Below are 23,142 nucleotides of genomic sequence, written 5' to 3'. Positions count from 1 at the left end.
CCCTCACCCTCCCCACCCCGCTACGCGATGGCCGCCCGCCCGATCGCTCCCGCCGCCGACCGGGCCGCCGGGGACTGCGCCAGATAGTCCACCGCCCGGCGCAGCGAGCCCTCCTGCGACGGATGGTACGACCGCCGCAGATAGCGGGGTACGGCCGCGCCGAGCTCCCTCCACGTGGGCAACAGCCCCTTGCGTACGGCCCTGTTGTGGGCGGCGAGCGAATAGCGCAGGCGTCCGGCGAGCTGGGGGTCGTGGCGTATGAGGTACGCGGCGCCCCACCCCCACAGGTAGAGCATCACGGGCGCGGTGACCGCCATGCCCGCGACCCGGCGTGCGTAGCGGGGCAGGCCCTCGCCGCCGCAGTGCTGGAACATGTCGAAGGCGACCGCGCGGTGCTCGACCTCCTCGGCGCCGTGCCAGCGCAGCAGGTCGAGCATGACCTCGTCGGCGTCGGCGAGATCCAGGCCTTCCGCCGCCAGGACCCAGTCCCCCAGCACCGCCGTGAACTGCTCGATCGCCGCGATCACCGACAGCCGGAACCGCAGCCACCCCTCGGGTGGAACCGGAGCGCTCAGCGGCGGCCGCTCGCCGAGCAGCTTCTCGAAGAGGAAGTCGACGTACTTCGTGAAGTCCGCGGTGTCGAGCCGCTGCGCCGCCAGGTGGTCGAGGACGTACGCGTGCTGCACGCTGTGCGTCGCCTCCTGCCCCATGAACCCCTTGACGTCCTTGAGGAGTTCAGGGCCCTCGACGAGCGCGAGCGCCTCCTTGAAGACCTTCACGAACCACCGCTCCCCCGCCGGCAGCAGCAGATGTAGCACGTTGATGACATGGGTGGCAGTGGGTTCGTCCGGGATCCAGTGGAGCGGGGTCTTCTCCCAGTCGAAGGACACCCGCCGCGGGGTGATCGCGTAGTGGCCGTCATCGATCAGGGAGTCACCCATCGACTCGTCCGTCGACTCACCCCTCCACTCGTCCTTCGACTCGTCCATCGAGTCGCTCACAGCGGTGGCTCCAATCGTGCGATCGCACGCAACACCCTCGGTGTGAAGCGGGACATGAGGCGGGCGCCGCGCGCCTCCGGGGTGACGGGCACGACCGCCTGGTTACGGACGACGGCGCGCAGGATCGCGTCGGCCACCTTCTCCGGCGGGTAGTTCCGCAGCCCGTACAGCCGCGCCGACTTCTTCTGGCGCCGCCGCTCCTCGCCCGCGTCGACGCCGGTGAAGCGTGCGGTCGAGGTGATGTTGGTGTTGACGAAGCCGGGGCAGATCGCCGAGACGCCGATGCCCTGGCCCGCCAGCTCCGCCCGCAGACACTCGCTGAGCATCAGCACGGCCGCCTTGGAGGTGCTGTAGGCGGGCAGTGCCTTTGACGGCTGGTACGCCGCCGCCGACGCGGTGTTGACGATGTGGCCGCCCTGCCCTCGCTCGACCATCTGCTTCCCGAAGAGCCGGCAGCCGTGGATCACGCCCCACAGGTTGACGTCGAGGACCTTCTTCCAGTCCTCCGGGGTCGTGTCGAAGAAGGACCCGGAGAGCCCGATCCCGGCGTTGTTCACCAGTACGTCCACCACGCCGTACTCGGTGGCGACCTTCTCGGCGAGCTTCTCCATGGCCTGCTCGTCGGAGACGTCGACGGTCTCGGCCCAGGCCGCGGGGGAGCCGATCAGCCGGGACATCTCCGCCGTGCGGGCCGCGCTCTCCGCGTCTCGGTCGACGGCCACCACGCGCGCGCCGGCCTCGGCGAACGCGAAGGCGGTGGCCCGCCCGATGCCGCTACCCGCGCCGGTGATCAGCACGAGCTGCCCACCGAACCGGCCCGCGTACCTGCCGGTGGCCGCGGTGTCCTCCACGGTTACTCCGTCCTCGTTGGCGTGCACGAACTCCGTGATCCAGGAAGCGAGTTGATCGGGCCGGGTGCGCGGAACCCAGTGCTTGGCCGGGAGCGTACGGCGCACCAGCTCCGGTGCCCACTGCTCCAGTTCGTCGTACAGCCGCTCGGAGAGGAACGCGTCCCCCAAGGGCGTGATGAGCTGCACGGGCGCGTGTGCGTAGGCGTCCGCGCGCGGCCTGCTCAGCCGGGCCCGTACGTTGTCCCGGTACAGCCAGGCTCCGTGCGCGGCGTCCAAGGGCAGTGACGGTGTGGGGTAGCCGTCGGAGGGGATCTTCTCGACGCGCCGCAGGATCTTCGGCCACTGCCTGCCCAGGGGGCCGCGCCAGGCCAGCTCGGGCAGCACGGGCGTGTGCAGCAGATACACGTACCAGGACTTGGCACCCTGGCCGAGCAGCTGGCCGATCGCGCGCGGGGTGGGCCGCTTCACGCGCTGCTTGATCCAGTGCCCGAAGTGGTCGAGGGAGGGACCGGACATCGACGTGAAGGACGCGATGCGGCCCTCGGTGCGCGCGACCGTGACGAACTCCCACGACTGCACCGAACCCCAGTCGTGCCCCACCAGATGTACGGGTTTGTCAGGGCTGACCGCGTCCACGACGGCCAGGAAGTCGTCCGTGAGTTTCTCCAGCGTGAACCCGCCCCGCAGCGGCTGCGGCGCCGAGGACCTGCCGTGCCCGCGGACGTCGTACAACACGACGTGAAAGCGCTCGGAGAGTCGACCGGCGACCTCCGACCACACCTCCTTGGAGTCCGGATAGCCGTGCACGAGCACGACCGTGGGCTGTTGCGAATCGCCCAACTCGGCGACGCACAAGTCGACTCCACCTGTCCGCACCCAGCGCTCCCGCGCCCCCGTGAGACTCACTTGTCCTCCGCCCAGCGCCGCACATGCGGCAGCTCGTCGTCCAGCCAGAACGCGCTCGCTTCGGGGTCCCTGGAGTCGGTGACGACCAGGATCTCCTCGAACTTCGCGCCCGTACCCCGGAATCCGAGGTGTGGTTCGACCGCCCACAGCCCTGGCCGGGGCGGATGGTCGGAGAACTTGTACGGCGACCACAGCGGCGACCAGCCGTCGCGGTGACCGTGGATCACGTCGCTCGCCAGCCCCTTCAGGGACTGGGTGCCGAACCCGAACAGATGCGGTGACCAGGGGCGCTCCCTCACCCGGTCGACCTTGTGGGCGATCACGCCGAACGGATACGCGCGATGCCGGTTCGCATAGCCCTGGCGGACCATGAGCCGGTCCACGTCCTCATAGATCTCACGCAGCGGGCGGCGCTCACGCACCTCGCGAAGGATCAGCTCGCGGTGCGCCTCCAGGTCGGCCATCAGCTTGTCCTGCACGGGATTGGGGCCCAGGGAGCCCGAATAACCGATGTCCGCCGTAAAACCCTTGTGGACCGGGGCCAGGTCGAGGATGAACGGCATCCCCGCCTCCAGACGGCGGTTGGTGGGGAAGAACTGCAGCGGGATGCGGAAGTTGACGAAGGCCGTGCGGTCGCCGAACCAGGCGAAGGGCAGATGGAACCAGTCCCGCACACCGCGCTCGCGCAGCCACACGCGCTGCATCCGCGCCGCCTCGCGCTCGGTCACCCCCGGCTTCAGCCGCGCCGCGACCGCCTCCGCGCACTCGTAGGCGAGACGCTGCACTTCCCGGAACCCTCGCAGCTCCGCGGAGAGTTCACCTGTCGCTGCACTGCTCATGCCACCGTCCGTCCACCACGATCGCCGTACGTGCCCGTAACTTGACACTGATGAATGTGACAATGGTTGGAGGCTGAGTCAATAGGCCTGCGCGACCCCTGTGGACAGCGGGACCGATGTGGATAACCCATGGCCGGTTGTTCGACCTCAGGGGGACCCCTACGGGCCCGTACGACTGGAGAGGGACGCCGATACAGCTCCCTGGTCTGACGACCGGCTGTGGCGTGCGCCACTACCTTCGAACCGTGACTGTGATCGCGACCGAAAGCCTGAGCAAGCGGTTCCCCAGGGTGACCGCTCTTGACCGGCTCTCCGTGGACGTCGGGCCCGGTGTGACCGGACTCGTCGGAGCCAACGGAGCCGGCAAGTCCACATTGATCAAGATCCTGCTGGGTCTGTCCCCCGCCACCGAGGGCCGAGCGCAAGTGCTCGGCCTGGACGTCGCCACCGAAGGCGGCGCCATTCGCGAGCGGGTCGGGTACATGCCTGAGCACGACTGCCTGCCGCCCGACGTCTCGGCCACCGAGTTCGTCGTCCACATGGCGCGCATGTCCGGCCTCCCGCCGGCCGCGGCCCGCGAGCGCACCGCGGACACACTGCGCCACGTCGGCCTGTACGAGGAGCGGTACCGCCCCATCGGCGGCTACTCGACGGGCATGAAGCAGCGCGTCAAGCTCGCCCAGGCCCTCGTCCACGACCCGCAACTGGTCTTCCTCGACGAGCCGACCAACGGCCTCGACCCGGTCGGCCGCGACGAGATGCTCGGCCTGATCCGCCGGATCCACACCGACTTCGGCATCTCGGTGCTCGTCACCTCGCACCTCCTGGGCGAGCTGGAGCGCACCTGCGACCACGTCGTCGTGGTGGACGGCGGCAAACTGCTGCGGTCCAGCTCCACCACGGACTTCACCCAGAAGACGACGACCCTCGCCATCGAGGTCACCGACACCGACGAGCACCCGGACGGCACCGGCGCGGTGCGCGACGTGCTCCACGCGCGCGGAGTGGAGACCCACGACGGCAGCGGCCTGCCCGGCGCCGGGCACATCCTGCTGCTCACCGCCGAGGGCGAGGAGACCTACGACCTCGTCCGCGACATCGTCGCCGACCTCGGCCTCGGCCTGGTCCGCATGGAACAGCGCAGGCACCACATCGCCGAGGTCTTCCACACCGAGAGCGCCCAGAACGGCGAACGTGACGAGCGCGAGCAGCGGAAGGAGGCGGTCGGCCATGGCGGTTGAGCAGCCCCAGGTCCAGCCCACAGCCCATGCGGGCGAGCAGACCCGGATCCACAACATCGGCTACCGCAACTACGACGGACCGCGTCTGGGCCGCGCGTACGCCCGCCGCTCGCTGTACTCGCAGTCGCTGCGCGGCTCCTACGGACTCGGCCGCTCGGTCAAGTCCAAGGTCCTGCCCATGCTGCTCTTCGTGGTGATCTGCGTACCCGCGCTGATCATGGTGGCGGTCGCGGTCGCCACCAAGGCCAAGGACCTGCCCGTCGACTACACGCGCTACGCGATCCTCATGCAGGCCGTCATCGGCCTCTACGTCGCCTCCCAGGGACCCCAGTCCGTCTCCCGGGACCTGCGCTTCAAGACCGTACCGCTGTACTTCTCACGCCCCATCGAGACCGCCGACTACGTACGCGCCAAGTACGCGGCCCTCGCCTCCGCACTCTTCGCCCTCACCGCCGCGCCGCTGATCGTGCTCTACGTAGGGGCCCTTCTGGCCAAGCTCGACTTCGCCGACCAGACGAAGGGCTTCGCACAAGGACTGGTCTCCGTGGCACTGCTGTCGCTCCTCTTCGCCGGCATCGGCCTGGTCATCTCGGCGATCACCCCGCGCCGCGGCTTCGGCATCGCGGCCGTCATCGCCGTGCTGACCATCTCCTACGGAGCCGTGTCCACCGTCCAGGCCATCGCCTTCAACCAGTCCAGCGACCTCACGGCCGTCTCGTGGCTCGGCCTCTTCTCGCCGATCACCCTCATCGACGGAGTACAGACGGCCTTCCTGGGCGCCACCTCCGCCTTCCCCGGAGGGGAAGGCCCCTCGTCCGCGCAGGGCGTCGTCTACCTCATCGTCGTCCTGGGTCTCATCGCCGGCTGCTACGGCCTCCTGATGCGCCGCTACCGAAAGGTCGGGCTGTGACCACGCTCAACATCGACCACGTCTCCCGCTGGTTCGGCAACGTGGTGGCGGTCAACGACATCACGATGTCGATCGGCCCCGGAGTCACCGGCCTGCTCGGCCCGAACGGCGCCGGAAAGTCCACCCTCATCCACATGATGGGCGGCTTCCTGGCACCCTCCACGGGCACCGTCACCCTCGACGGCAAGCCGACCTGGCGCAACGAACAGATCTACAAGAAGATCGGCATCGTCCCCGAGCGCGAGGGGATGTACGACTTCCTCACCGGCCTCGAATTCGTCGTCGCCAACGCCGAGTTGCACGGCCTGGGCAAGAAGGCCGCCCAGAAGGCGCTCGCCACGGTCGAGATGGAGTACGCGCAGGACCGCAAGATCTCGACGTACTCCAAGGGCATGCGACAGCGCGTGAAAATGGCGTCCGCGCTCGTCCACGAGCCATCCCTGCTGCTGCTCGACGAGCCCTTCAACGGCATGGACCCGCGCCAGCGCATGCAGCTCATGGACCTGCTGCGCCGCATGGGCGACGAGGGCCGCACGGTGCTGTTCTCGTCCCACATCCTCGAAGAGGTCGAGCAACTCGCCGCCCACATCGAGGTGATCGTCGCCGGACGGCACGCGGCCGGCGGCGACTTCCGGCGCATCCGCCGCCTGATGACCGATCGCCCGCACCGCTACCTCATCCGCTCCAGCGACGACCGGGCCCTCGCCGCCGCGCTGATCGCCGACCCGTCCACGTCCGGCATCGAAGTGGACCTCGCCGAGGGCGCGTTGCGCATCCAGGCCGTCGACTTCGGCCGGTTCACCGCCCTGCTGCCCCGGGTCGCACGCGACAGCGGCATCCGGCTGCTCACGGTCTCGCCGTCCGACGAGTCCCTCGAGTCCGTCTTCTCGTATCTCGTAGCGGCGTAGGAGGCCGAAGATGTACGACCCCACAGTCGCCCGGCTCACCTATCGAGCCCTGCTCGGCCGCCGCCGAGCCCTCATTCTCTGCGCCCTTCCCGTCCTGCTCATCGTGATCTCCGCGGCCGTACGCGGCTTCACCGGAGCCGACGACCAGACGGCCGCCGACGTCCTCGGCGGGTTCGCCCTCGCCACGATGGTCCCGATCATCGGCGTCATCGCCGGCACGGGCGCCATCGGCCCCGAGATCGACGACGGCTCGGTGGTGTACCTGCTCGCCAAGCCGCTGAAGCGGCCGACGATCATCTTCACCAAGCTGATCGTCGCCGTCGCCGTCACCATGGCGTTCTCCGCGGTGCCGACCTTCATCGCCGGCATGATCCTCAACGGCAACGGCCAGCAGATCGCCGTCGCCTACACCGTGGCCGCCCTGGTCGCCTCGATCGCGTACGCCGCACTGTTCCTGCTCCTGGGGACGATCACCCGGCACGCGGTCGTCTTCGGGCTTGTCTACGCGCTGGTCTGGGAGGCCCTCTTCGGGTCACTGGTGTCCGGCGCGCGCACGCTCAGCGTCCAGCAGTGGGCGCTCGCAGTGGGCCACAAGGTCACCGGCGGCGACCTCGTCACCTCGGAGGTGAGCCTGACGACCGCGACAGTGCTGCTGGTCCTGGTCACCGTCCTCGCCACCTGGTACGCCGGGCAGAAGCTGCGGACGCTGACACTGGCCGGCGAGGAGTGAGCGGGGGCTCCACGCGCGCGTGCCCGAATCCCACTGAGCACGCGCGCGTGGAGCCCTCATTTTTTCTTGACAGAGGCTTCACGTCTGTCTGTGCACACTGGGCAGACGGGGACGCACGTCCAGGAGGAACGGGGATGGCAGCCGAAGAACCACGCAGTGACGGTCGCGAGCAGTCCGGGGACGGGGGCGCGGGCGCGGACGTCTGGGACGACCTCGTGCTCGACGAGGACTTCATACGATCCGCCGAGACGGCCGAGCCGTCGGCCCGCGCGCGGATGCTTGCCGCCCGCTGGCGCAACGGGGGACCCGATCCGCAGCCCTGGCGGTCCGACGAGCCGCCCGCGGGATGGTTCTTCAGCAAGGGACGCCGGCGCAGGTGGCGCCGCCGCTAGCCACGGCTTCCGGCCGTCGGCCACGGCCTGCGGCCGCTGACCACCGCTTCCGGCCGTCGGCCTCGGCTTCCCGCCGCTGACCACCGCTTCCGGCCCCCGGCCTCGGCTTCCCGCCCGGTTTTATTCAGTGGCGCCCAACTCGGCGTACGGGCACATTGGTTGTGTCAACACCGCCGGTTCGAATCGGCGCCACGATCGGGGAGAGGAGCGCGACGATGTTCGTCAGGAGCAGTTCGTCGCGCTCCCGACAGGACAGCCCGCGGCGGGTTCCGGAGTAGTCACCTCCGTCGAACCCGCGCCGCACGGGGGGCTGTCCGGGGCGGCCGCTTCGAGCGCGTATTCGCGCGGGCCGCCCACCCGGAGGATTGGCCGAGAGGTAAGGCACCGGCTTGCGCTGTTCAGTCAGAAGCAAGTCGTGATCGGGGATCACACCCCGCGCGCGTTCGATCCGCGCATCCTCCTCAGACCTGAGGCACAGCAGTAACGCAGGCCGTCAGCCGAGCAACCGTTCCAGTACGACCGCGATGCCGTCCTCCTCATTGGACAGCGTCACTTCGTCCGCCACCGCCTTGAGCTCCGCATGGGCGTTGGCCATCGCCACCCCGTGCGAGGCCCAGGCGAACATGGGGATGTCGTTGGGCATGTCACCGAAGGCGATCGTGTCCGCGGCCTTCATACCGAGACGGCGCGCCGCCAGGGAAAGCCCGGTCGCCTTGGAGAGGCCGAGGGGGAGGAGTTCCACTATCCCCGCGCCGGCCATGACGACTCCGACCAGACCGCCCGCGACCTCCAGGGCCACCGCGGCGAGCTCGTCGTCGGAGAGCGTCGGGTGCTGCACGTACACCTTGTTCAGAGGCGCCGCCCAGAGGTCCGCCGTGTCCTTGATCGGCATGGCCGGGAGCGGCCCTTCGTGCACCCGGTAGCCGGGCCCGACCAGCACCTCGCCGTCGAGCCCGTCGCGGCTTGCGGCCAGCAGCAGCGGGCCGATCTCCGCCTCGATCTTGGCGAGCGCCAGAACGGCCAGCCGCCGGTCCAGGGTCACCGAGGTGAGCAGCCGGTGCTCCCCCGCGTCGTACACCTGCGCGCCCTGCCCGCACACCGCGAGGCCTTCGTAACCGAGGTCGTCGAGGATGTGCCGGGTCCAGGGCACCGCGCGCCCGGTGACGACGATGTGCGCGGCGCCCGCGGCGGTCACCGCCGCGAGCGACTCACGCGTACGCGCCGAGATCGACTCGTCGGAACGCAGCAGCGTCCCATCGAGGTCGGTCGCGACGAGCTTGTAGGGGAACGCCCTGGTCGATCCAGCCGAACTGGTCGATCCAGCCGAACTGGTCGATCCAGCCGAAGTAGCCGATCCAGCCGAAGTGACCGAACCGGTCGATCCACTCGGTCCGGTCGAGCCTGTCGCCCCGGTGGTGGTGCCGGTCACTTGGAGATCGGCTCCAGGACCTCGCGGCCGCCCAGGTACGGACGCAGAACCTCCGGCACCCTTACGGAGCCGTCGGCCAGCTGGTGGTTCTCCAGGATCGCCACGATCGTGCGCGGTACGGCGCACAGCGTGCCGTTCAACGTCGAGAGCGGCTGCACCTTCTTGCCGTCGCGCATCCGCACCGACAGGCGGCGGGCCTGGAAGCCGTCGCAGTTCGAGGCCGAGGTCAGCTCGCGGTACTTGCCCTGGGTCGGGATCCACGCCTCGCAGTCGAACTTACGGGTCGCGGAGGCGCCGAGGTCGCCCGAGGCCACGTCGATCACCTGGAAGGGCAGCTCAAGACCGGTCAGCCACTGCTTCTCCCAGTCCAGGAGCCGCTGGTGCTCGTTCTCCGCGTCATCGGGATGGACGTACGAGAACATCTCGACCTTGTCGAACTGGTGTACGCGGAAGATGCCGCGGGTGTCCTTGCCGTACGTGCCGGCCTCACGACGGAAGCACGGCGAGAAGCCGGCGTACCGCAGGGGCAGCTTGTCGGCGTCGAGGATCTCGTCCATGTGGTAGGCGGCGAGGGGGACCTCGGAGGTACCGACCAGGTAGTAGTCGTCCTTCTCCAGGTGGTACACGTTCTCCGCGGCCTGGCCGAGGAAACCGGTGCCCTCCATGGCGCGCGGGCGCACCAGTGCCGGGGTCAGCATCGGGATGAAGCCGGCCTCGGTGGCCTGCGCGATCGCCGCGTTGACGAGGGCGAGCTCCAGGAGTGCGCCGACACCGGTGAGGTAGTAGAAGCGCGAGCCCGACACCTTGGCGCCGCGCTCGACGTCGATCGCGCCCAGCGCCTCGCCGAGCTCCAGGTGGTCCTTGGGCTCGAAGCCCTCGGCGCCGAAGTCACGGATGGTGCCGTGCGTCTCCAGGACGACGAAGTCCTCCTCGCCGCCGACCGGGACGTCGGGGTGGACCAGGTTGCCGAGCTGGAGGAGGAGGTGCTTGGTCGCCTCATCCGCCTCGTGCTGCTCGGCGTCGGCCGCCTTGACGTCGGCGGCCAGTTGGCCGGTCTTCTTCAGCAGCTCGGCCTTCTCGTCACCCGAGGCCTTGGGGATCAGCTTGCCGAGCGCCTTCTGCTCGGAGCGCAGCTCGTCGAACCGGAGGCCGGACGACCTGCGTCGCTCGTCGGCGGAGAGGAGGGCGTCGACGAGCGCGACGTCCTCTCCACGGGCGCGCTGGGAGGCGCGAACACGGTCGGGGTCCTCACGGAGCAGGCGAAGGTCAATCACCCCTGAAGGTTACCGGTGCGTGCTTCCGGTCAACGACTCGATATTCCGCGCCGTGACTTCTGTCACGTTATGGGCGAAATGCCGGACTGTTTTTCTTGATCGGCATTTTCCGTCAATGAAGCGGACGATTCTCCCTGAATCGGGGCATATTGCGGTTGGCCTGTTGACCGGATCCCCTTACGGAGAAGGGGACTTGAGCAGAGGGTTGTCCACAGGGGGCCGTACCTTCCGAAAGTTATCCACAGGGTGTGTGGAAGATCTGTGGACTATGGAAGTGATCATTCCGAAAAGCGCAAGGAGGGCGGAGGATTCTCGGGTCAAACCATCCCTACACCCACGTTCGAGTGGATTCGAGCAGAAATGCTTCGCTCCATAGGATTGACCAAGGGAAAAGAGTGGACGAGGGGTGACATGCCGCCCTGTGGATGAACCAGGGGCCCACAGGCCGATTTGTCGACGATGTAGGCCTTCGTTGTCGACTTGTCCCCAGGTCGAGAAGCGCACCTGTGGATAACTCTTGTGGATGAGGAAAATCGGCAGGTACGACTGGTGGCAGAGCAGAGCAGAGCGGAGCGGAGATGGCCAGAGATGAGCGGGGCGGGGCGGGGCGGGCTGGACAAGGCTGCGCTGCGCAAGGCCGCGCTGAGCTCTGACACGGCACGTCCGCACGCCGGGCGCGGCAGAAGTGACCGACCGCTCAGAACCGTCCGTCGTGACAGCGCGCCACCCAGTCGGCGGCCGCGACGAACTCGTCGTCCGATGTCCCCCGCAGCGGAGTGCGTACGTCCTCGACACCGATGTCGGCGCGTGGGTACGACCCGAGGAACCGCACCTGGAGGCAGATCCGCTTGAGTCCCATCAGGGCGTCGGCCACCCGGCGGTCGGAGATGTGGCCCTCGGCGTCGATGCAGAAGCAGTAGTTGCCGATGCCTTCGCCAGTGGGCCGGGACTGCAGCAGCATCAGGTTGATGCCCCGTGTGGCGAACTCGCCCAGCAGGTCGCGCAGCCCACCGGGGTGGTCGTCGCGCTGCCACAGGACCACGGACGTCTTGTCCGCGCCGGTCGGCGCGGCGGGCCGGGCGGGCCTTCCCACCAGCACGAACCGTGTCTGCGCGTTCTCGGCGTCGTGGATCCCGGTCTCCAGGGCCTCCAGGCCGTAGGGGCCGGCCGCGAACTCCCCGGCGAAGGCGGCGTCGTACCGGCCCTCCTGGACGAGTCGGGCACCATCCGCGTTCGAGGCGGAGGACTCCCACAGTACGTCCGGGAGGTTGGCCTTCATCCAGTTGCGCACCTGCGGCTGCGCGGCGGGGTGCGCGGTCACGGTCTTGATCTCGGACAGCTTCGTGCCGGGCCTGACCAGCAGCGCGAAGGTGATCGAGAGCAGCACCTCGCGGTAGATCATCAGCGGCTTGCCCGCGACCAGTTCATCGAGGGTCGTGGTGATGCCGCCCTCCACGGAGTTCTCGATCGGCACGAACGCGGCCTCGGCCTCGCCGTTGCGGACGGCGTCGAGTGCGGCGGGAACCGAGACCATCGGGACGAGCTCCCGGGTGGCAGCCTCCGGAAGCGTCCGCAGGGCGACTTCGGTGAAGGTGCCCTGCGGGCCGAGATACGCGTAACTGGCTGGCATGACCTCACCCTAATGGGCCCTACGCGACCCGGTTCACCCCTCCAGCAAACGCTGCCCTACGTACTCCCCCTCCGCCGCCCCGCCGGGCACCGCGAACAGCCCGCTCGCCTCGTGGCGGATGAACTCCGAGAGCGCGTCGCCGCGGTCGAGTTTGCGTTGGACGGGGACGAAGCCGCGTACCGGGTCGGCCTGCCAGCAGATGAAGAGCAGGCCCGCGTCGGGCACCCCGGCCGGGTCGAAGCCGTCGTGGAAGGAGAACGGGCGGCGCAGTATCGCGGCGCCGCCGTTCTGGTCGGGCCGGGTGATCCGGGCGTGCGCGTTGATGGGGACGACGAGGTTGCCGTCGGCGTCGGTCCCGTCGAGGTTCATCTCGGTCGTCTCGGTGCCGCCGCTCAGCGCTGCCCCGGTGGACTTCTTCCGCCCGATGATCTCCTCCTGGGCCTTCACCGAGAGCTGCTCCCAGGTGTCGAGGAGCATGCGGATACGGCGTACGACGGCGTACGAGCCGTTCGTCATCCACTCAGGGTCGCCGGAGGCGGGGACGAAGATGCGCTCGTCGAAGTCGGTTTCGGACGGCTTCGGATTGCGGGTGCCGTCGAGCTGGCCCATCAGGTTGCGGGCCGTCATCGGCTGGGCGGTGGCGCCCGGCGAGCGGTTGAAGCCGTTCATCTGCCAGCGCACGCGGGCCGCGCTGCCCGCGTCCTTCTGGATCGTGCGCAGGGCGTGGAAGGCGACGAGGGCGTCGTTCGCGCCGATCTGCACCCACAGGTCGCCGTTGCTGCGTGCCTTGTCGAGGTGGTCGGAGGAGAAGTCGGGCAGCGGGTCGAGGGCGACCGGGCGCTGCTTGTCCAGGCCGGTGCGCGCGAAGAAGCTGTGCCCGAAGCCGAAGGTGACCGTCAGGGACGACGGTCCGGCGTCCCGCGCGACGTCCGTGTCGTCCTGCGTGGCGGCCTCGCCCGCCATCAGCCGTTGGGCTGTCGTCGACCAACGGCGCAGCAGTGCGGCCGCTTCCTTGCGGCCCGCGCCCGCCGCCAGGTCGAAGGCGATGAGGTGGCCGCTGGAGTGGAGTGCGGTGGTGATGCCGGCCTGATGTTTCCCGTGAAACATCACCGTGTCCGCGCCAAGTGAGGTGAGTGGCAGGGCTCTGTCGGAAGGGGCGGCGGTGTACCCCGCGGCGCCGCCCGCCGCACCGAGTGCGAGCCCGGTGGCCCCGGCGGTTCCCAGTAGTCGCCGCCGCGAAATGCCCTCCTTGGGGGAGGCGTTTTCGGAAACGGCCTCTCTGGGAGGGCTCACCTCGAGAGCACCGAGAGCGCCCTCTTCGGGAGAGGCATCAGGGGATGTCTCCTGTGCGGCGCCTCCCTGGGAGGGGGCCGCCGGCGTGGACTGGTCAGCCATGGTGTGGTTCAGCCGATCTTCGCGTTCTTGTCTACGGTCGCTTGGTCGATGTCGGACGTCCGCACGGTCACGGCGATCTTCCAGTCGCCCGCCATGGGGATCTGTACCCCGCTTGCCGTCCAGTGGCCGGTGGCGACGCGGTCGGGGGTCACGGGGAGCGGTCCGATGTTCTTCGACTCGAGCGTGAAGGCGATTTTCACCTCGGGGACGTCGAAGGCCTTGCCGTTGGGCCGCACTACGAAGACGTGCATTTCGTTGCCGCCCACGCGGGCCGGGTCGAGCGTGACCTCCACGGTGCCCTTGCCGTCCTCGGCGCCCGTGTCGAACGGGATCTTCAGCGACAGTGGTCCCGCCTGCTGGGAGGTGGCCGAGGTGGCTGCCTTGGCTTCCTCCTCGGTGCGTCCCGGCTCGGTGGACGTCAGCACGGTGGTGACCGCGAGGAGGACGACGGCGACACCGGCCTCGACGAGCACTGAGCGGCGCAGGCCCGAGCGGAGCGGGTCGGCGTCGCGGAGGCGCTTGTCGCGCGTGGTGGCCACGGCGGCCTCCTGTCGCGCGAGCTGGGCTGCCCGCCGTGTGTCACCGGAGCCTGCGGGAATCTTGGTCCGTGTCTTCGCGCGCTGTCCGACCACGGCCGCCGCGACGGCTTCCGGAGCCGGGAGCTCGGACAGCTGTCCGGTCCAGCGCCGCGAGATCCACGCGATGCCGACGAGTACCGTCACCAGGCCGATCTTGACGAGCAGCAACTGTCCGTAAGTCGTGTCGGTGAACGCCGACCACGAGCCGACCTGCCGCCACGACTGGTAGATGCCGGTCGCGACGAGTGCGATCACGCTGCCGAACGCGACGCGCGAGAAGCGGCGGACGGCCGCCGCCTCGATCTGGGCGTCTGCGGGTGCCCGGAACAGGGCCACGAGCAGCGTCGAGAGGCCGCCTAGCCAGAGGGCGACCGCCAGCAGGTGCAGGACGTCGACGGGCATCGCGATGCCCGTCTGGATGCCGGCCGAGGCGTGTTCGGCCATCGCCCAGGTCGCGGCCAGTCCGGCCGCGACGACGGCACCGCCGACCGCGAGCCCGAAGGTGAGGTCCCTGTTCGCGGCGGCGTCCTCGGCGTCCGCATCCGCTGCAGAATCCCCAGCCCCAGCCCCAGCCTCTGCCTCGTCCCGCTTCACGTACGCCCCGAAGAGCACCGCGATGAACAGCGCGCCCGCGGCGAGCAGCAGCAGGCGCGACACCAGCGCCGCACCCGCCTTCGTCTGCAGCACCTGTCCGAGCAGCGCCAGGTCGAAGATGTCGCCGACCTTGCCCGAGCCGACGTAGGAACCGCGCAGGAGCAGCAGCGCGAGGGTTGCGCCGGTCAGTGCGAGCCACCCGGAGACCACGAGTCGCTGTACCGCGCGGACTCCGGCGCCCCGCTGCCAGCAGGCCAGGATGAAGGCCGCGCCGCCGACGAGGAGGATGAACCCGGCGTACGAGATGTAGCGCCCGGCTTCGTAGAGCGCGCCGACGATCCCGCCGCCGACCTCCTTGTCGGACACGGCCACGGTGGTCTGCGAGGGCGCGCCGATGGAGAAGGTGAAGGCGCCCGAGACGGGGTGGCTGTCCGCGGACACCACCTGGTAGGTGACGGTGAAGGTGCCGTCGGGCAGCCCGGCGTGCAGTTTCATGGCGTACGTGGTGCCGCTCGGGTTGGTCGCCCTGCCGGTGTCCACTCGCTTGCCCTTGGGGTCGAGCACCTGGAGCGCGCCGTCGGACAGGGCGACCTGTTCGGAGAACGTCAGCGAGACCTGGGTGGGCGCCTTGTCGACCACCGACCCCTGCGTCGGGTTGCTCCCGGTCAGCGCTGCGTGCGCGGAGGCGGGCGCGGCGCCGGCCAGGAGCGCGCCGGTGACGGCGAGGAACAGCAACAGCAGCGTCCGTATCCGCGCGACGCCTTGCGTGGCGCCACGGGGAGCGATGGTCGGCGTCACAGGTGATCCCTCCCTCAGTGCCCGGTCTTCGGGTTGTACGTCGCGGACTGCACCGGCATGGAGATCTTCAGCGTGCCGGACTTGGCGAAGTGCAGCTCCAGCGACACCTTCTCGCCCTGCTTCGGTCGGTGGGTGAGCTTTTCGAACATGAGGTGGTTGCCGCCGCTGGCGAAGTCGAGGGTGCCGTCGGCGGGCACGGTGAAGGCCGTCTCCTCCTCCATCGTGCCGTCCTTGGTGGAGTGCAGCGTGACGTCGTCGGAGAGATCGCTGGTGACGGAGGTCAGGGTGTCGGCCCCGCCGGAGTTGGTGACGGTGAAGAAGCCTGCCGCCATGGTGTCCATGCTCGGAGCGGGCATGTAGGCGCCGGTGACCTTGAGTTCGGGCCTGGCCGAGGTGTTGGCGGAACTGTCCGCGCCGCACCCGGCGAGTGTCAGGGCCGCGAGGGTCAGCACGGCGGCTCCCGTCGTGCGACGCCTCACGGGTTCTGTCCCTTGATGATCTTGGGGAGATCCTTGATGTAGTCGTCGACGGTGGCGTCCTCCCCGTACAGCACATAGCCCCCGTCGGTCTTCGGCGAGAACGCGATGACCTGGGTGCCGTGCACGGAGACGAGCTTGCCGTTCTTGTCCTTGGTGGTCGGCTCGATGGAGATGCCGAGGGTGCGGGCGCCGGCCTGGATGGTGGCGTAGTCACCGGTCAGGCCGATGAAGTCGGAGTCGATGCCCTTGAGCCACTCGCGGAGCGCGGCGGGGGTGTCGCGGTCGGGGTCCGTGGTGACGAACACGACGCGGAGCTTGTCCTGCTCGGCCTTGGGCAGCGCCTTCTTGGCGACGGCGAGGTTGTTCATGGTCAGCGGGCAGACGTCGGGGCAGTGGGTGTAGCCGAAGTAGATCAGCGTCGGGTCGCCCTTGGTCTCCGCGCGGAGGTCGTACTTCTTGCCCTCGGCGTCGGTGAGTACGAGGTCCGGCTTCTCGAACGGCTGGTCGAGTACGGTCGCGGCCTTGCCCGAGTCGGCCTCGACGGACACGTCGGCGATCGGCTTGTTGCTGTCGTCACCGCTGCCGCAGGCGGAGAGGGTGAGAGCGGCGGCAGCGAACAGGGCGGCCGCGGCATACGTCTTCTTGCGCATACAAAAATGTCCCAGATGTGAGGAGGCCGGTGCGCACCGGGGTCGTACGAGGGCCTGTACGGCGATGTCGTACGACCTCCGGCGCGCACCGGGAGTGCGATGGGCCTCAGGCGTCGGTGCGCCGACGGCCGGCCAGTACGCCGTACGCCACGCCCGCCGCGCCGACGACGATGCCCACGACGCCGAGCACGCGCGCGGTGGTGTCACTGCTGTCGGTGGAAGCGGCGGCGACTTCGGTGGTCTCCGTGTGCTCCGCGGCGGCTTCGTCCGAGGGGGTGGCCGTAGAGGTCGCTCCGTGGTGGCCCTCCTCGCTCGCCGCGCTGAGCGCGAGCACCGGGGCCGGGTTCTCGGGCTCCTCCGCGCCCTCCTTCTGCTCCTCGATCCAGCGGACGACCTCCTTGTTGTCGTACGTCTGGACCGCCTTGAAGACGAGTTCGTCGGTGTCCTCGGGGAGCGCGCCGATGGAGAGCGGGAACTTCTGGAAGAAGCCGGGCGCGATGCCCTTGCCGGTGGCGGTCCAGGTGACCTTGGTGACGGCCTCGGAGATCGACTCGCCGTGCATTTCGAGCGGCTTGTCCAGCTTGGACGTGGTGACCTTGGCGGTCCAGCCGGCGACCGCCTCCGGCATGACGGAGGCGAGCGGGTGGTCGGTCGGGAAGCTCACCTCGAGCTTGGTGGTCGAGGCGTTGTCGCGTTCGTTGGGGACCTTGAAGTTGACCGTGGCGTATCCGCCCTTGGCGGCCGCGCCCTCCGGCTGCACGCTGACGTGCGCGAAGGCGGGGCCGGACAGGACGAGGACGGCCGAGGCGGCGACGGCACCGGCGGCGGCGATACGGGAAACCTTCATGACAGGAAGCACTCCACTGTGAGTCCGACGGGATCGGATGCGATCCGGTGACATCGGGTGAGGTCCGACCAGATCGAACGGGATCCGGCCAGGTCGGACGAGATCCGGTGCGATCGGATGGGATCCGGTGAGCTGGGGCGCGCGTGGTACGCGATGCGCGTGCGGAAGGCACCCGTGGGGCGCCCCTTGGAGGCGTCGAAAACGCGGGCACGCGCGTGTGCCGCACGACGGCAGCCCCTCCGTGGAGTGGTGCGTCGCGTCAGGCAGCGAGGACGAGCGCGGTGGAGAGCGGCGGTCCGCGCCGGATGACGGTGTGCTGGAGCGCGGTGGTACGAGGCTTCGGTGGCGTGAGCGGCGCGGGGCGCGGAGTGCGCGGTGCCGCGCCGGGCGTACCCGGAAGGCCTGTGCGCAGGGCGCGTACGAGTGCGAGCGCGGCGCGCAGGGAACGTACGAGAGCCCCCTCGGTGACCCCGTGCGCCGACAGCCGGATGAGGCGCAGCAGCGCCATGTCCCCTCGGCGCAGCACCCATCCGGCGGCGACGGCCGCGAGGACGTGGCCGAGCAGCATCGGCAGGGAGGGCAGCACGGACATCGGGGAACCGGTCGCCGATATGGCGTCCGCGGGGTGGTGCATGGACTGCGTCGCGCCCGTGTCGAGCCGGGCGTCGGCGAGGATCTGCTGGGCCTGCGCGGGGCTGATCGCCGCCGCGGTCGCGCCGCACAGCAGGCGCGCCGCGCGCTCGACGACCGAGGCGTCGGCCATGACCATGCCCGACGCCATGTCCGACGCCATGCCGGACCCGGTCCCTGACCCGGTGCTCGCGCCGGTGGTTGACGTGACGGCCGACCCCATCGTCATCGTCGTACCGCCGTGCTGGCCGAGTCCGAACAGTGTGTGCAGTACGCACTGGCCGATCGTGAGGACGGCAGCAATGCCCGGAAGGGAACGCTCGCGTCCCGCCAGCGGCGCGGCGACGGCGAAGACCGCGAGGAAACCGGCGCCCAGCGTCCACGGCGGGACCGTGGCGGAGGAGGCGAGCACATGACCGGCCGCGGCCAGCACGACGCAGACCGCGGCGAACACCGCGGCCCGGAGCATCCGGATATCGCATCCGGAGCGCGCCGTGCGCTTGTGGGGGGCAGTCATGGCGGGCTCATCATCGCACTGGGCTTACCCGTTCCCTACGGCAGGTCCGCAAGATGACGTTTGGTCCGGAGGGCGGCGATCCGGGCGACCGTCCTTGCGCGGGGCGGCCGTGCCGGTCGTGTCGATTCCGTCCGCGCCACCCGTATCGGTGCCGCCAGTGCCGCCAGTGCCGCCAGTGCTGTCAGTGCAGTTCGCGAGGTCCGGGCCGCCCATGTTGTCCGTGTTCTTCACGGGTACGGCGGTCCCGCCGCCTGCACATACACCGACTCCTGTCGCCTGCGCATCCGCCGTATGGGCGGCATCACGTCAAGTGGGCGATTGCGCACGCGTGGTTGCGGCAATACGTAACGGTATGTCGAGCCGCGGCCGGGAGGCTGGAGCATGAGCATCTGGTGGTCACTCCATTTGCGGCGTGAAGCTGCGAGCGTTCCGCTCGCCCGGCGCCTGCTGCTCGGCACGATGGAGACCGCGGGCGTCGACCCGGACGTCTCCTTCGACCTCTCCATCGCCCTGAGCGAGGCCTGCGCCAACGCCGTCGAGCACGGCGGCGACACCGCGCGGGGCGGCTTCTCCGAGGCCTACCGGGTGACCGCCTACCTCGACGGCGAGACGTGCCGCATCGAAGTCGCCGACTCCGGCCCGGGTTTCCCGTCCGACCCCTACGTTCCGTCCGACCCCGACCTTCCGTCAGGCCGTGTTACGCACACCCCGCTCCGCCCGGTTCCGGCCCGCAGCGACGCCGAGCACGGCCGGGGCCTGTGTCTCATCCGGGAACTCGCGGACCACGTCCAGATCGGCAACAAGCCGGGGCGGGGCGGCGCGGTGGTCAGCTTCGACAAGATCCTCAAGTGGAAGAAGGGCGCGCCTTTGATGGCGGTGTGAGGCGGCTATATCTCGCTGAACCGCGAGGGAGCGGCGTGACGGGCCGGTCTGAGTGCCGTCGCGTGGGCTCGAGCAGGCCGCGAGGGCACAGCCAGGGCACACGGCCGAAGAGGTGCCCTCGTTCGACGTGGCCGACTCGTCCGTTGAGTCCGTGCCCGTCTGGCTGAAGGCACGTTCCACGTCATGGTCATGGTCATGGTCATGGTCATGGTCATGGGCGGCGACCGGGTTTTTGGCTCCCACCTCGTCGACGAAGCCCTCCAGGCGGTGGGCCTCACACGAGCCCGGCTCCCCGCCCGCCTCTTCTGCCCCCAGATCGTCACCGTCACCGTCACCGTCACCGGCACCGGCGCGAAGCTGTCCAAGTCCCTCTACCGCAAGTACTTCGACCTCGTCGCGGCGGGCACCAAGACCATCGAAGTACGGGTGAAGTACCTGCACCTCGAAGACCTCGCCGCCGGCGACACCATCCGTTTCCGCATCAAGGGCACCGACGAGACCTGCGATGTCAATGTCCTGCGCGTCACCGAGTACCCCGACTTCCGGGCTCTCCTCGACGGAGAGGGCCCGTCAAACGTCAACGCCACTGCCTCCCGTGACGAACAGCTGGCCAACATCCGAGCCATCCACCCGCCGAAGAAGGAGGCGCTCGGCGCACTTGCCATCGAGATGAAGCTGACGGCTCACTCTGACTGAGTACCTGGTCGATTACCCGAACCCGGCCCGGCCCGCCTGAACGACGAGGCGGGCTGACTCTCCAGAGACGGTGGTCAGTCCGTGGCGGCGCGGTCGATCGGCAGTCCGAAGAGGGGGAACAGGTCGGCCCGGTGGAACGCCAGCACCGCGGAGATGCCGGACCTGGTCAGGGTCGGCACCTGCAGCTGGTGCGCGTGGAAGGTGCCCTCCCGTCCGCGGATGTACACCGCGAATGCGGGCTGTCCGTTCGCGGACGTCTCCACCATGATCCGCTGCCCCTCTCCTGGCCGCAGTTTCGCTGTGAGCAGGCGCAATACGTCCTCGCGGCCGTCGAACCAGGTGGGGACCGGCGGCATCTCCCAGCGGGTGTCCTGCGCCAGCAGGCTCTTCAGGGCGACCATGTCGGCCGACTCGAAGGCTTTGGCGTACTGGTCGAGCAGTGCACGGCGCACCGGTTCGTCCGGTTCGCTGAACTGGTCTTCGGCCGGTGCGAGTTTGGCGATCTCCGTACGCGCCCGCTGGAGCGAACTGTTCACCGCCGCGGTCGTCGTTTCGAGCAGATCCGCTACCTCTGACGCCTGCCACGCAACGACGTCCCGGAGAATCAGTACGGCGCGCTGACGTGGCGGCAGGTGCTGCAGCGCGGCGACCATCGCCAGCCTCAGGCTCTGACGAGTCCCCACGACCAAAGCCGGGTCAGCGTTCAACATGAGGTCCGGAAACGGCTCCAGCCAGGTCGCTTCCGGCGCTTGCGCAGCCAGGTCGTCAGGATCGGTGCCAGGAGCACCTACCGCCGACGGCACCATCCGGCGGCTGCTGTGCTTCAACGCGTTGAGGCAGACCCGAGTGGCGATCCGGTAGAGCCACGTCTTGACCGACGAGCGCTGCTCGAACTCCGCGAACCCGCGCCACGCACGCAGGTATGTCTCCTGGACTGCGTCCTCCGCGTCGTGCAGCGAGGCGAGCATCCGGTAGCAGTACGCGACCAGGTCACCTCGGTACTGCGCGAACTCGTCCTCCAGGTTCATCGCAACTCCTCGACCCGCTCCGGCCGAGCAACCCGGCCTTCCGGGCCGGGACTACGCCGGACGGCGATCCCGAGTCCGGCAAGTGCTCCCAGCAAGGACAGTACGCCGCAGACGGCCAAGGCCCGGGTGAATGCCGTGGCGGAGGACTCGTAGCCGCCGGCGGCGGCGAACACCGCGGCCAGGACGGCGACTCCGACGACTCCGCCGAGCTGCCGCATCATGCTGTAGATGCCGGAGGCGATTCCGACAGCTTCGCGTGGCAGTGCTCCGACACTGGCGCTCTGCGTCGCCGGCATCGCCATGGAGACGCCGCAGCCGGCCACGATCAGGGGCAGCACCAGTTCGGGGTACTGGACCGATCCCCCTGTGACCTGGCTGATCCAGAGCATGCCGACCGCCTGCAGCGTCAGTCCCGTCACGGCGAGTGGGCGTTCGCCGATCCTGTCCACCAGACGGCCGGAGACCGGCGCCACCAGGAAGAGCGTGGCGGTCCAGGGCAGCAGCTGCAGCCCGGCCTTCATCGGGCCGGAGCCGAAAGCGACCTGCATGTACTGGGCGAGGAAGAACACCGCGCCGAAGAGTGCGGCGGTGAGGAAGAAGCCGGCCGCGTTGCCGGCCGAGAACGCCCGGATACGGAAGTAGGACAGCGGCACCATCGGCTGCCGGGCGCGGTGCTCCCAGGCCAGGAACGCCAGCAACAGCAGGGTTCCGAGGGCGAACGCGCCTATGACCTCAAGGCTTGCCCAGCCCGCCGTCTCGCCGCGGACCACAGCCCAGACAACGCCGAGGACGGCCAGGGTGATGAGGGCGGTGCCGCGCAGGTCCACCTGGCGATCCGCTCCCTGGCTCTCGGGGATCCTACGGAGCACGAGGGGGATCGCAATTGCTCCGACCGGCACATTGATCCAGAAGATCCACTGCCAGGCCAGGCCCTCCGTCACGGCGCCGCCGATCATTGGGCCGCTGAGCACGGCCAGGCCGGTCAGACCGCTGAAGATGCCGATCGCCCAGCCGCGGCGTTCGGGTGGGAAGGCGGCGCCGAGCAGAGCCATCGCCAGCGGCATCACCGCGGCGGCGCCGATCCCCTGGAAGGTGCGGGCAGCGATCAGCCACGGGACCGAGGGAGCCAGCGCGCAGGCGACCGAGGCGACGGAGAAGAGGGCGAGGCCGGCCGCGAACGTCCGGCGCCGGCCCCACCGGTCACCGATCGCCGCCGCGGTCAGCAACAACATCGCGAAGCTGAGGCTGTACGCGTTCACCGTCCATTCCAGCTGTTCGATCGAGGCGCCGAGATCCTGCCTGATGGTGGTCAGTGCCGCCGCGACCACCAGGGCGTCGAGCGCCACCATCACCGAGCCGATCGCAGTCAGGCCCAGCACCCAGCGCTGGTCGACGGTCGTCCGTTCCGTGCTGCTCACGAGGCTCCTCCATGAATTCGCTGTCACTGGTACTGACAACTGCGGAGGACCGAAGTAATCGCGGCGATGAGATTGCCGGTTTCGCACTGTCAGTACCAGTGACAGCGAAACCAATTGAGGGAGCCCGATGAGCACAGCAGTGATCCGCTACGAGACCAAGCCCGAGGCGGCCGACGAGAACCAGCGCCTGATCGAGAACGTCTTCGCCGAACTGGCGGCCACGGCACCATCCGGCCTGCGGTACAGCAGCTTCCGACTGGCGGACGGAGTCACTTTCGTCCACGTCGTCGATGGCGAGGGCCTGCCCGAGCTGATCGCCTTCCAGGAGTTCCAGCGAAACCTCGGCGACCGCCTGACCGCGGGCCCTACCCGCGAGAACGCCACCCTGATCGGCACGTACTCCGCGGCGGCGGTGACCGCCGACAGCTGACGGCCAGGTTGGGCGTCGGCGGGAAGTCGACTGGCAAAGGCGGGTGGCCCCGCGACCCCGAATCCGTCGGCCGCGACCGTACCTCCGGT

22 protein-coding genes and 1 tRNA gene are annotated in these 23,142 nt (G+C 69.2%); 9 read left to right on the top strand and 14 right to left on the bottom strand.

Features of this window, described 5'->3' with window-relative positions; all coding sequences use genetic code 11:
- Positions 1-20: 20 nt before the first annotated feature.
- Genes ACIPC1_RS13755 through ACIPC1_RS13745 form a run of 3 tightly spaced genes read right to left on the bottom strand, consistent with a single transcriptional unit; the run spans position 21 to position 3,597 of the window.
- A complete protein-coding gene (locus tag ACIPC1_RS13755; protein WP_402517614.1) occupies positions 21-941 on the bottom strand; it encodes a metal-dependent hydrolase in 921 nt (306 codons plus the stop codon).
- 56 nt (positions 942-997) lie between these two features.
- Positions 998-2,758 (bottom strand): SDR family oxidoreductase, encoded by a 1,761-nt coding sequence (locus ACIPC1_RS13750; protein WP_402516494.1) that lies wholly within the window; start codon positions 2,756-2,758, stop codon positions 998-1,000.
- Complete coding sequence (locus tag ACIPC1_RS13745; RefSeq protein ID WP_402516493.1) at positions 2,755-3,597, bottom strand: M24 family metallopeptidase; 843 nt, start codon at positions 3,595-3,597, stop codon at positions 2,755-2,757. Before ACIPC1_RS13745 ends, ACIPC1_RS13750 begins: the two co-directional genes overlap by 4 nt.
- A gap of 251 nt (positions 3,598-3,848) precedes the next feature.
- On the opposite strand from ACIPC1_RS13745, the gene ACIPC1_RS13740 reads away from it, so the two are divergent.
- From ACIPC1_RS13740 to ACIPC1_RS13715, 6 genes are all read left to right on the top strand, one after another.
- Positions 3,849-4,838, top strand: a complete 990-nt coding sequence (locus tag ACIPC1_RS13740) for an ABC transporter ATP-binding protein (RefSeq protein ID WP_402517612.1) — start codon at positions 3,849-3,851, stop codon at positions 4,836-4,838.
- Complete coding sequence (locus tag ACIPC1_RS13735) at positions 4,828-5,748, top strand: ABC transporter permease (RefSeq protein ID WP_402516492.1); 921 nt, start codon at positions 4,828-4,830, stop codon at positions 5,746-5,748. Before ACIPC1_RS13740 ends, ACIPC1_RS13735 begins: the two co-directional genes overlap by 11 nt.
- Positions 5,745-6,656, top strand: coding sequence for an ABC transporter ATP-binding protein (locus ACIPC1_RS13730; protein WP_402516489.1), 912 nt, complete (start codon positions 5,745-5,747; stop codon positions 6,654-6,656). Before ACIPC1_RS13735 ends, ACIPC1_RS13730 begins: the two co-directional genes overlap by 4 nt.
- Positions 6,657-6,666: 10 nt before the next feature.
- Positions 6,667-7,386: an ABC transporter permease gene (locus tag ACIPC1_RS13725; protein WP_384381235.1), complete on the top strand. Its 720-nt coding sequence runs from the start codon at positions 6,667-6,669 to the stop codon at positions 7,384-7,386.
- 134 nt (positions 7,387-7,520) lie between these two features.
- On the top strand, positions 7,521-7,778 hold the full coding sequence (locus ACIPC1_RS13720) for a hypothetical protein (RefSeq protein WP_384381233.1): 258 nt from the start codon (positions 7,521-7,523) through the stop codon (positions 7,776-7,778).
- 359 nt (positions 7,779-8,137) lie between these two features.
- Positions 8,138-8,240: transfer RNA gene (locus ACIPC1_RS13715), tRNA-OTHER, on the top strand.
- A gap of 31 nt (positions 8,241-8,271) precedes the next feature.
- On the opposite strand, the gene ACIPC1_RS13710 is transcribed toward ACIPC1_RS13715, so the two are convergent.
- The 9 genes from ACIPC1_RS13710 to ACIPC1_RS13670 all read right to left on the bottom strand — a co-directional run bounded on the left by ACIPC1_RS13710 (position 8,272) and on the right by ACIPC1_RS13670 (position 18,599).
- A complete protein-coding gene (locus ACIPC1_RS13710; protein WP_402516486.1) occupies positions 8,272-9,207 on the bottom strand; it encodes an HAD family hydrolase in 936 nt (311 codons plus the stop codon).
- The gene (gene serS, locus ACIPC1_RS13705) at positions 9,204-10,481 is read right to left on the bottom strand and encodes a serine--tRNA ligase (RefSeq protein WP_402516484.1); all 1,278 of its coding nucleotides are present in this window, start codon (positions 10,479-10,481) and stop codon (positions 9,204-9,206) included. The genes ACIPC1_RS13710 and serS overlap by 4 nt, the downstream gene beginning before the upstream one ends.
- Positions 10,482-11,178: 697 nt before the next feature.
- Positions 11,179-12,111: a prephenate dehydratase gene (gene pheA, locus ACIPC1_RS13700; RefSeq protein ID WP_402516482.1), complete on the bottom strand. Its 933-nt coding sequence runs from the start codon at positions 12,109-12,111 to the stop codon at positions 11,179-11,181.
- A gap of 33 nt (positions 12,112-12,144) precedes the next feature.
- Positions 12,145-13,506 carry an iron uptake transporter deferrochelatase/peroxidase subunit gene (gene efeB / locus ACIPC1_RS13695; RefSeq protein WP_402516480.1) on the bottom strand — a complete coding sequence of 454 codons (1,362 nt, stop codon included), beginning with the start codon at positions 13,504-13,506 and terminating at the stop codon, positions 12,145-12,147.
- Positions 13,507-13,514: 8 nt separating this feature from the next.
- On the bottom strand, positions 13,515-15,476 hold the full coding sequence (locus tag ACIPC1_RS13690) for a copper resistance CopC/CopD family protein (RefSeq protein WP_402516478.1): 1,962 nt from the start codon (positions 15,474-15,476) through the stop codon (positions 13,515-13,517).
- Between the two features lie 14 nt (positions 15,477-15,490).
- Positions 15,491-15,955: a copper chaperone PCu(A)C gene (locus ACIPC1_RS13685; RefSeq protein ID WP_402516476.1), complete on the bottom strand. Its 465-nt coding sequence runs from the start codon at positions 15,953-15,955 to the stop codon at positions 15,491-15,493.
- Entirely contained in the window at positions 15,952-16,605 is a 654-nt protein-coding gene (locus ACIPC1_RS13680) for an SCO family protein (protein ID WP_402516475.1), read from the bottom strand. Before ACIPC1_RS13680 ends, ACIPC1_RS13685 begins: the two co-directional genes overlap by 4 nt.
- A gap of 106 nt (positions 16,606-16,711) precedes the next feature.
- Positions 16,712-17,452 (bottom strand): YcnI family protein, encoded by a 741-nt coding sequence (locus tag ACIPC1_RS13675; protein ID WP_402516473.1) that lies wholly within the window; start codon positions 17,450-17,452, stop codon positions 16,712-16,714.
- 259 nt (positions 17,453-17,711) lie between these two features.
- Positions 17,712-18,599, bottom strand: coding sequence for a hypothetical protein (locus tag ACIPC1_RS13670; RefSeq protein WP_402516471.1), 888 nt, complete (start codon positions 18,597-18,599; stop codon positions 17,712-17,714).
- Between the two features lie 381 nt (positions 18,600-18,980).
- Between ACIPC1_RS13670 and ACIPC1_RS13665 the strand changes: the two genes are divergently transcribed.
- Positions 18,981-19,481, top strand: coding sequence for an ATP-binding protein (locus tag ACIPC1_RS13665; RefSeq protein WP_402516469.1), 501 nt, complete (start codon positions 18,981-18,983; stop codon positions 19,479-19,481).
- A 357-nt stretch (positions 19,482-19,838) separates the two neighbouring features.
- A complete protein-coding gene (locus ACIPC1_RS13660; protein WP_402517610.1) occupies positions 19,839-20,177 on the top strand; it encodes an ASCH domain-containing protein in 339 nt (112 codons plus the stop codon).
- A gap of 74 nt (positions 20,178-20,251) precedes the next feature.
- Here the strand turns inward: ACIPC1_RS13660 and ACIPC1_RS13655 are convergent, their stop codons facing one another.
- Positions 20,252-21,205 carry a sigma-70 family RNA polymerase sigma factor gene (locus tag ACIPC1_RS13655; protein WP_402516467.1) on the bottom strand — a complete coding sequence of 318 codons (954 nt, stop codon included), beginning with the start codon at positions 21,203-21,205 and terminating at the stop codon, positions 20,252-20,254.
- Positions 21,202-22,623: an MFS transporter gene (locus ACIPC1_RS13650; protein WP_402516465.1), complete on the bottom strand. Its 1,422-nt coding sequence runs from the start codon at positions 22,621-22,623 to the stop codon at positions 21,202-21,204. The genes ACIPC1_RS13655 and ACIPC1_RS13650 overlap by 4 nt, the downstream gene beginning before the upstream one ends.
- 127 nt (positions 22,624-22,750) lie before the next feature.
- Between ACIPC1_RS13650 and ACIPC1_RS13645 the strand changes: the two genes are divergently transcribed.
- A complete protein-coding gene (locus ACIPC1_RS13645) occupies positions 22,751-23,053 on the top strand; it encodes a hypothetical protein (RefSeq protein WP_402516463.1) in 303 nt (100 codons plus the stop codon).
- The last annotated feature ends 89 nt before the right edge of the window (positions 23,054-23,142 follow it).

This window comes from Streptomyces sp. NPDC087263 (genome assembly GCF_044744645.1).
Lineage (GTDB): Bacteria > Actinomycetota > Actinomycetes > Streptomycetales > Streptomycetaceae > Streptomyces.
The sequence above is the reverse complement of the archived record's forward strand: the minus strand, read 5'-3'. Positions and strand labels throughout refer to the sequence as shown.